Genomic DNA, 6564 nt, shown 5'->3' with positions numbered 1-6564 from the left:
CCCGCCCGGCCACTCACAGCGTACAATTCCGTTGGGTGGCCGGGCGGGGGAGCGGGCCGGTGCCGAACATCCGGAATGCAATTCCGGATTATAGGCCTACATCAGCTTCTTCAGGCCTTCCGCCAAATAGAGCCACAAGTCCGCCCCTTCGGTCTTCACGGTGCCCATCGCCTGCTGGAACGCGGCCATGTGCGCGCTGGCGGAATGCGCGCCCAGCGCTTCCTCGCTGGCCCAGCGTTCGGAAATGTGGATCAGGTCCGGATCGGTGATGTCGCGCGCGAAGGCATAGTGGATGCAGCCGTCTTCGGCATTGGTTGCCGCCACCATTGCGGCGGCCTGTTCCTGCACTTTGTCGAATTCGCCGGTCGCCAGCTTCAGCCAGCCCTGAATCAGCAGCATTTCTCTCTCCATCCGTTTCGTTGCCGCGCGAATCAGCACCAGCCGCCGCGCAGGCCGCCGAGGTAGCGGCGCACTGTGCCCGTGGCCAGCAGGTCTGCGCCAAGCGACTGGACCGTCCCGTCGGGCTTCACCCGCGTCAGCACGCGCAGTTCGCGCCCATACTTGTCGCGCGGATCGCCCAATGGGCCGGCCATGTCGAACGGGCCCTGGCGCACCAGCGCCAGCAGCGCCTCGGTCGCGGACTCGGCCTGTGCGGCTTCGGCGGGGCAGGCGGGGGCATGGAGTTCGGGTGCGTCGATCCCGATCAGGCGGATGCGCCGCGTGCCAATCCGCAAGGTATCGCCATCGACCACGCAGTTCGCACTGTTACCCGTTCCGCAGCGCGTGAACGGGCCGGTCACCCGCTCTGGCGCGCCAGACAGCGCGGCGGGCGGCTCCACCAGCGCGGCGTCGAGCAGCGGCCAGAGCAGCAGCAGCGCGCCCAGCGCCAGCCACGGCTTGAAGGCGCGCCAGAACCGCTGGCGCCGGCCAAGCCCCTGCCAGCGGTGGGTCGGCAGGACGCGGCCATAATCATGAGACTTGCGACGGGGCCACGGCATGCCGCCGCGCTATCGGCTGGGACGGCTGCCCGCAAGCATCGCGCACCAGTCACCGCGCTTGCCCTGCCAGGGTTCGGCCAGCCCTTCGGCCACCAGCATCCCGCCCAGACTGCGCCCCCCGCGCGTGACGGTGCGCAGCAACCGGCCATAGCGGTCCTGCGCGCGGCCCTGCACGATCAGGTCGAATGGCCCGGCATTGAGCAGGGAGAGCAAGCGCCGCTTCGCTGCCTCGCCTTGCGCCGCTTCGGCGGGACAGGCGGCACCGCTGGTTTCCGGTGCGTTGATATCGGCGATGCGCACTTTCTCGCCGTTCAGCCAGAACGTATCGCCATCGACCACGCAGGTGGTGCGAGGGCCTTGCGCGCAGAATACGAACGCGGCGGCGGTGAGGGTGAGGAGGGCCATCGGCCACTCCACACGCCATTCGGGCGCGCGACACTATCCGGGCAAATACGCAGGTTTCCTCCGGAATGGAGGAACGACCCGCGCAAGTCCGCCGGTTACAGGCTCAGGAACAGGCCCGCCAGCGCCGCGCTCATCAGGTTGGAGAGGCTGCCCGCGACCAGCGCCTTGATCCCCAGCTTGGCGATCATCGGCCGCTGGTTGGGGGCGAGGCCGCCGGTAACCGCCATCTGGATGGCGATCGAGCTGAAGTTGGCAAACCCGCATAGTGCGAAAGTCACGATGCCGACGGTCTGTTCCGACAGCTGCTTGGCCGCGCCCAGATCGATGAACGCGACGAATTCGTTCAGCACCACTTTGGTGCCGAAAAAGCTGCCCGCGACCAGTGCCTCGTTCCAGTCGGGCGCGCCCAGCAGGCGGAAGATCGGCGCGAAGAAGTAGCCCAGGATCATCTGGAACGAGAGGTCGGGCTGACCGAACCAGCCACCGATCCCGCCGACGATGCCATTCGCCAGCGCCACCAGCGCGACGAACGCCAGCACCATCGCGCCAACGGCCACGGCCAGCTTCACGCCGGTCTGCGCGCCCTGTGCGGCGGCCATGATCAGGTTGGCGGGCCGTTCCTCGTCCAGGCTCTGCACCGGCACGTCATCGGGTTCGGGCAGCTTTTCGCCCAGCGGATCGGGCATGATGATCTTGGCCATCAGGATCCCGCCGGGGGCGGACATGAACGCGGCGGCCACCAGGAAGTCGATGCGGATGCCCATGCTGGCATAAGCCGCCAGGATCGTCCCCGCGACGCCGGCCATGCCGACCGTCATCAGGCAGAACAGCTGTGACGGGGTCAGCGCGGCGAGATAGGGGCGGATCACCAGCGGGCTTTCCGACTGGCCGACAAAGATGTTCGATGCCGCCGAAAGGCTTTCCACCCGGCTGATCCCGGTGATCTTTTCCAGCCCGCCGCCGATCCAGCGGATCACCAGCTGCATGATGCCCAGGTAATAGAGAATCGAGATCAGCGCCGCGAAGAACACGATCACCGGCAGCGCGGCGATGGCAAAGCTGTTGCCGCCGATTTCGGGCTTGGCCAGCGGGCCGAACAGGAATTCCACCCCGGCATGGGCATAGCCCAGCAGGTTTTCCACCCCATGCGCCGCCCCTTGCAGCACGGCATTGCCCCACGGCACGTAAAGCACCAGCGCGGCGAACCCGGCCTGCAGCGCAAACGCCGCGCCGACCACGCGCAGGCGGATCGCCTTGCGATTGCTTGACAGCAGCACCGCCACCACCAGAATCAGTGCCATCCCGAGCAGGCTGGAAAGATGTTGCATTTGCGGCCCTTGTAATCCCTGTCGCCAAAGCCGGTGACCTAAGCCGGGGAAGGCCCACCAGTCAAATAGCGATCTTTCGCAATCCCGTGTTCCTCGTTACACGGCTGTCATGCAAGGCACCTCGATCCCCCGCTCGCTGTTCGTTTTCGCTGTCCTCTATGGCGGTATGGTCCCGCTGGGGGGTGTATTGGGCACCAAGCAGGTCGGCATCGGCCCACTGGCGGTGGAAGCGGGCATCTTTCCGTTCCTGACGCTGGTTGCGCTGTCCAGCGCGATTGCCGAGCTGCACGGGCGCGACGTTGCCAATCGGCTGGTGCGTTATGGCTTCATCCCGCTGATCGTGGCGATCGCGCTGACCGTGCTGGTGCTGCAATTGCCGACCGATCCGGGGATGTACGAACCGGCCAAGGAAGCCTTCCCGATCGTGCTGGGGCAGGGCTGGCGGCTGATGGGGGCCGGGATCATCGCCTATGGGGTGTCGGTCACGCTCAACATCTGGATTTTCGACCGGTTGCGCGGCGCGGTGGGCGCGTTGGCGGGTGTTCGCGGGTTCATCGCGGCGGCGCTTTCGCAGATCGTCGACACACTGATTTTCATCACCGTGTCGTTCTATGGCGTGCGTCCGATCATGGACCTGATGATCGGACAGGCGCTGGCCAAGGTGGTGCTGTCCGCCGTGATGGTGCCGGTGATCATCGCGCTGGTGGTGCGGATTGGCCGCAAACTGGACGCCTGAGGGGCGGTTTTTGCTTCAAATCCGGCGCAAGCGGCGTAAAGGGCGCGCATGACTGGTTCCCACGATCCCGCAATGCTGACCAAGGCGGAAACCCTGGTCGAGGCTCTGCCCTACCTCCAGCGCTATGCCGGGCGCACGTTTGTCGTCAAATACGGCGGCCACGCGATGGGCGATCCCGATCTGGCGCATGACTTTGCCGAAGACGTCGTGCTGCTGAAAGCGGTCGGCATCAATCCGGTGGTGGTCCACGGCGGCGGGCCGCAGATCGGCAACATGCTGAAGAAGCTGGGCGTCGAATCGCGCTTCGTCGATGGCCTGCGCGTGACGGACAAGGCGACGGCGGAAGTGGCCGAAATGGTCCTGTCGGGTGCGATCAACAAGGAAATCGTGCGCTGGATCGCCGGGGCCGGGGGCAAGGCCATTGGCATTTCCGGCAAGGACGGCGGTCTCGTCACCGCGCGCAAGGTGCAGCGCACCACCCGCGATCCGGACAGCCAGATCGAGCAGGTGGTCGACCTGGGCTTTGTGGGTGAGCCCAGCCATGTCGATACCAACGTCATCAAGACCATTTCCGACGCGGGGATGATTCCGGTGATCGCCCCGATCGCGGTGGGCGAGGACGGCGATACCTATAACATCAACGCCGATACGATGGCCGGGGCGATTGCGGCGGCGCTGGGCGCGGCACGGCTGTTCCTGCTGACCGACGTTACCGGCGTGCTGGACAAGCAGAAGAACCTGCTGACCGACCTGCGCCCCGCCGACATCGAAGTGCTGCAACAGGACGGTACGATCAGCGGCGGCATGATCCCCAAGCTGGAAACCTGCGTCCATGCGGTCGAGGCCGGGTGCGAAGCCGCCGTCGTGCTGGATGGCCGCGTGCCTCACGCGATGCTGCTGGAAATCTTCACCTCGCGCGGGGCGGGCACGCTGATCCGCAAGTAGGGAGTCCCTGTTTGGTCCGGACAGGCCATCCGGCCTGTCCTTGCGGTACCGGCCCGCTCCCCCGCCCGGCCACCCACGGAAGTGTATCCTGAATGGGTGGCCGGGCGGGGGAGCGGGCCGGTGCCGCAAGCCAATCTCGGAGGCGATTGGCGCACCCGACAAGACTCCCCTTGCCAAATTTGTAAGCAACACTTACTAAATTGATCCGGGAGTACCGGTTGCCGTTAGTGAGGCCCTTGGGCTATCAGCGCTGCGCCAACTGGAACGAGGATAGGCCTGTGCTGCTGTATACGTTGATCGACATCGTCGGTTACCTCATCTCGATCGTGGTCACCCTCGTGATCGTGCAGTTCATCATGTCGCTGCTGCTGCAGTTCAACGTGATCAACGCGCAAAGCGATTTCGTGGCGGCAATCTGGCGGTCGGTGAACGCCCTGCTCGACCCGATCCTGACTCCCGTGCGCCGGATCATGCCCAACACCGGTGCCATCGACTTTTCGCCGATGGTGCTGATCATCGGGCTGACCATCCTTCAGAAGATCCTTTACGGATTCGCCATGACGAGTGTGCAATGACAGCTTCGATTATCGACGGGAAAGCCTTTGCGGCCGGGTTGCGCGCCCGGATCGCGGACCATGCGGCGGCGTTCGAGCAGGCGGCGGGCCGCAAGGCGGGTCTGGCCGTGGTGCTGGTGGGCGAAGACCCGGCCAGCCAGGTCTATGTCCGCTCCAAGGGCAAGGCGACACTCGAATGCGGCATGAACAGCTTTGAACACAAGCTGCCTGCCGACGCTGACGAAGCGACCCTGCTGGCGCTGGTGGAGCAACTCAACGCCGATCCGGCAGTCGATGGCATTCTGGTGCAGCTGCCGTTGCCCGCGCATCTTGACGAGCAGAAGGTGATCGCCACGATCAACCCGGACAAGGACGTCGACGGGTTCCACGTGACCAACGCTGGCCGGTTGGCAGTGGGACTGCCGGGGTTCGTGCCCTGCACGCCGCTGGGATGCCTGATGCTGCTCAAGGACCAGCTGGGCAACCTGTCGGGCCTTGATGCGGTGGTGATCGGGCGGTCCAACATCGTGGGCAAGCCGATGGCGCAGCTTTTGCTGGCCGAAAGCTGCACCGTGACCATCGCGCACAGCCGCACGAAAAATCTGGAAGACGTGGTGCGCCGCGCGGATATCGTGGTCGCCGCGGTTGGCCGTCCGGAAATGGTCAAGGGCAGCTGGATCAAGCCCGGCGCGACGGTGATCGACGTGGGCATCAACCGCCTTCCCCCCGCGGAGGGCGAGAGCAAGGGCCGGCTGGTCGGCGATGTCGATTACGCGCAGACGCTGGAAGTGGCCGGGGCGGTCACCCCGGTGCCGGGTGGTGTCGGGCCGATGACGATTGCCGTTCTGCTGCGCAACGCGCTGGTCGCGGCCCATCGCAATGCGGGGGTGGCGCTGGCCGACGGGGCGCTCTAGACTGACGCGCATGAAGCGTGTTCTGACTGTCCTTTCGCTCAGCCTTGCCCTTGCCGCGTGCGGCGGTCAGCCGCGCGGCCCCGCGGGGCCGCCGCTGCGCCCGGTGGCCAATCCGGGCGCGGTGATCGCGGCGGAAATCGCGTTCAGCAAACTGGCGCAGGAAAAGGGCCAGTGGACCGCGTTCCGCAGCACCGCCGCGCCGGACGCGGAAATGTTCGTGCCGCAGCGGGTCAAGGCGCTGGAATACCTGAAGGGCAAGCCCGATCCCGCCCATACCGTGAAGTGGCAGCCGCATCTGGTGTGGTCCAGCTGCGACGGTTCAGTCGCGGTGACGCACGGCGCATGGCAGCGCCCGGATTCGACCGGCTATTTCACCACAGTCTGGGCGCGCGGGCAGGATGGCAGCCTGAAATGGGTGCTCGATCATGGCGACCGGCTGGGTGTGGCCTTGCCCGAGCCAGAGATGATCGCCTCGAAAGTGGCCGAATGCAGCGGCAAGGCGGGTGTGCCGATCAGCGCGCCGGACGTTGGCGTGGACCTGAAACAGGGCGTTTCGCGTGACCAGACGCTGGTCTGGTCCTCCGCCGTCAGCCCGGACGGTTCGCGTACGGTCACCGTGCGGCTGTGGAACGGCACCGCGCATGACGTGGTGTTGCAGGAAACGGTCGCGGCGGGGAACTGAGC

The 6564-nt window shown here is 65.9% G+C and carries 9 protein-coding genes; 5 read left to right on the top strand and 4 right to left on the bottom strand.

The annotated features are described in order from the left end of the window. Window positions 1–96: 96 nt before the first annotated feature. The 4 genes from IE113_RS06555 to IE113_RS06540 all read right to left on the bottom strand — a co-directional run bounded on the left by IE113_RS06555 (window position 97) and on the right by IE113_RS06540 (window position 2731). Entirely contained in the window at window positions 97–399 is a 303-nt protein-coding gene (locus IE113_RS06555) for a putative quinol monooxygenase (RefSeq protein ID WP_189539602.1), read from the bottom strand. A 32-nt stretch (window positions 400–431) separates the two neighbouring features. Next, complete coding sequence (locus IE113_RS06550) at window positions 432–998, bottom strand: thermonuclease family protein (RefSeq protein ID WP_189539601.1); 567 nt, start codon at window positions 996–998, stop codon at window positions 432–434. A gap of 9 nt (window positions 999–1007) precedes the next feature. Next, entirely contained in the window at window positions 1008–1403 is a 396-nt protein-coding gene (locus IE113_RS06545) for a thermonuclease family protein (RefSeq protein ID WP_189539600.1), read from the bottom strand. Window positions 1404–1498: 95 nt separating this feature from the next. After that, window positions 1499–2731: a NupC/NupG family nucleoside CNT transporter gene (locus tag IE113_RS06540; RefSeq protein ID WP_189539599.1), complete on the bottom strand. Its 1233-nt coding sequence runs from the start codon at window positions 2729–2731 to the stop codon at window positions 1499–1501. A gap of 109 nt (window positions 2732–2840) precedes the next feature. Between IE113_RS06540 and IE113_RS06535 the strand changes: the two genes are divergently transcribed. The 5 genes from IE113_RS06535 (at window position 2841) to IE113_RS06515 (ending at window position 6562) form a co-directional block, all read left to right on the top strand. Next, entirely contained in the window at window positions 2841–3467 is a 627-nt protein-coding gene (locus IE113_RS06535; protein WP_189539598.1) for a queuosine precursor transporter, read from the top strand. 48 nt (window positions 3468–3515) lie between these two features. Continuing rightward, window positions 3516–4412, top strand: a complete 897-nt coding sequence (argB, locus tag IE113_RS06530; protein WP_189539597.1) for an acetylglutamate kinase — start codon at window positions 3516–3518, stop codon at window positions 4410–4412. 278 nt (window positions 4413–4690) lie between these two features. Then, window positions 4691–4987 carry a YggT family protein gene (locus IE113_RS06525; protein ID WP_189539596.1) on the top strand — a complete coding sequence of 99 codons (297 nt, stop codon included), beginning with the start codon at window positions 4691–4693 and terminating at the stop codon, window positions 4985–4987. Beyond that, window positions 4984–5880 (top strand): bifunctional methylenetetrahydrofolate dehydrogenase/methenyltetrahydrofolate cyclohydrolase FolD, encoded by an 897-nt coding sequence (gene folD / locus IE113_RS06520; RefSeq protein WP_189539595.1) that lies wholly within the window; start codon window positions 4984–4986, stop codon window positions 5878–5880. The genes IE113_RS06525 and folD overlap by 4 nt, the downstream gene beginning before the upstream one ends. Before the next feature lie 10 nt (window positions 5881–5890). Then, window positions 5891–6562, top strand: a complete 672-nt coding sequence (locus IE113_RS06515; protein ID WP_189539594.1) for a hypothetical protein — start codon at window positions 5891–5893, stop codon at window positions 6560–6562. The last annotated feature ends 2 nt before the right edge of the window (window positions 6563–6564 follow it).

The sequence above is a fragment of the Novosphingobium arvoryzae genome (assembly GCF_014652615.1).
GTDB classification, from domain to species: Bacteria; Pseudomonadota; Alphaproteobacteria; order Sphingomonadales; family Sphingomonadaceae; genus Novosphingobium; species Novosphingobium arvoryzae.
Note: the sequence above shows the minus strand (reverse complement) of the source record. Positions and strands in the feature narration are given on the sequence as shown.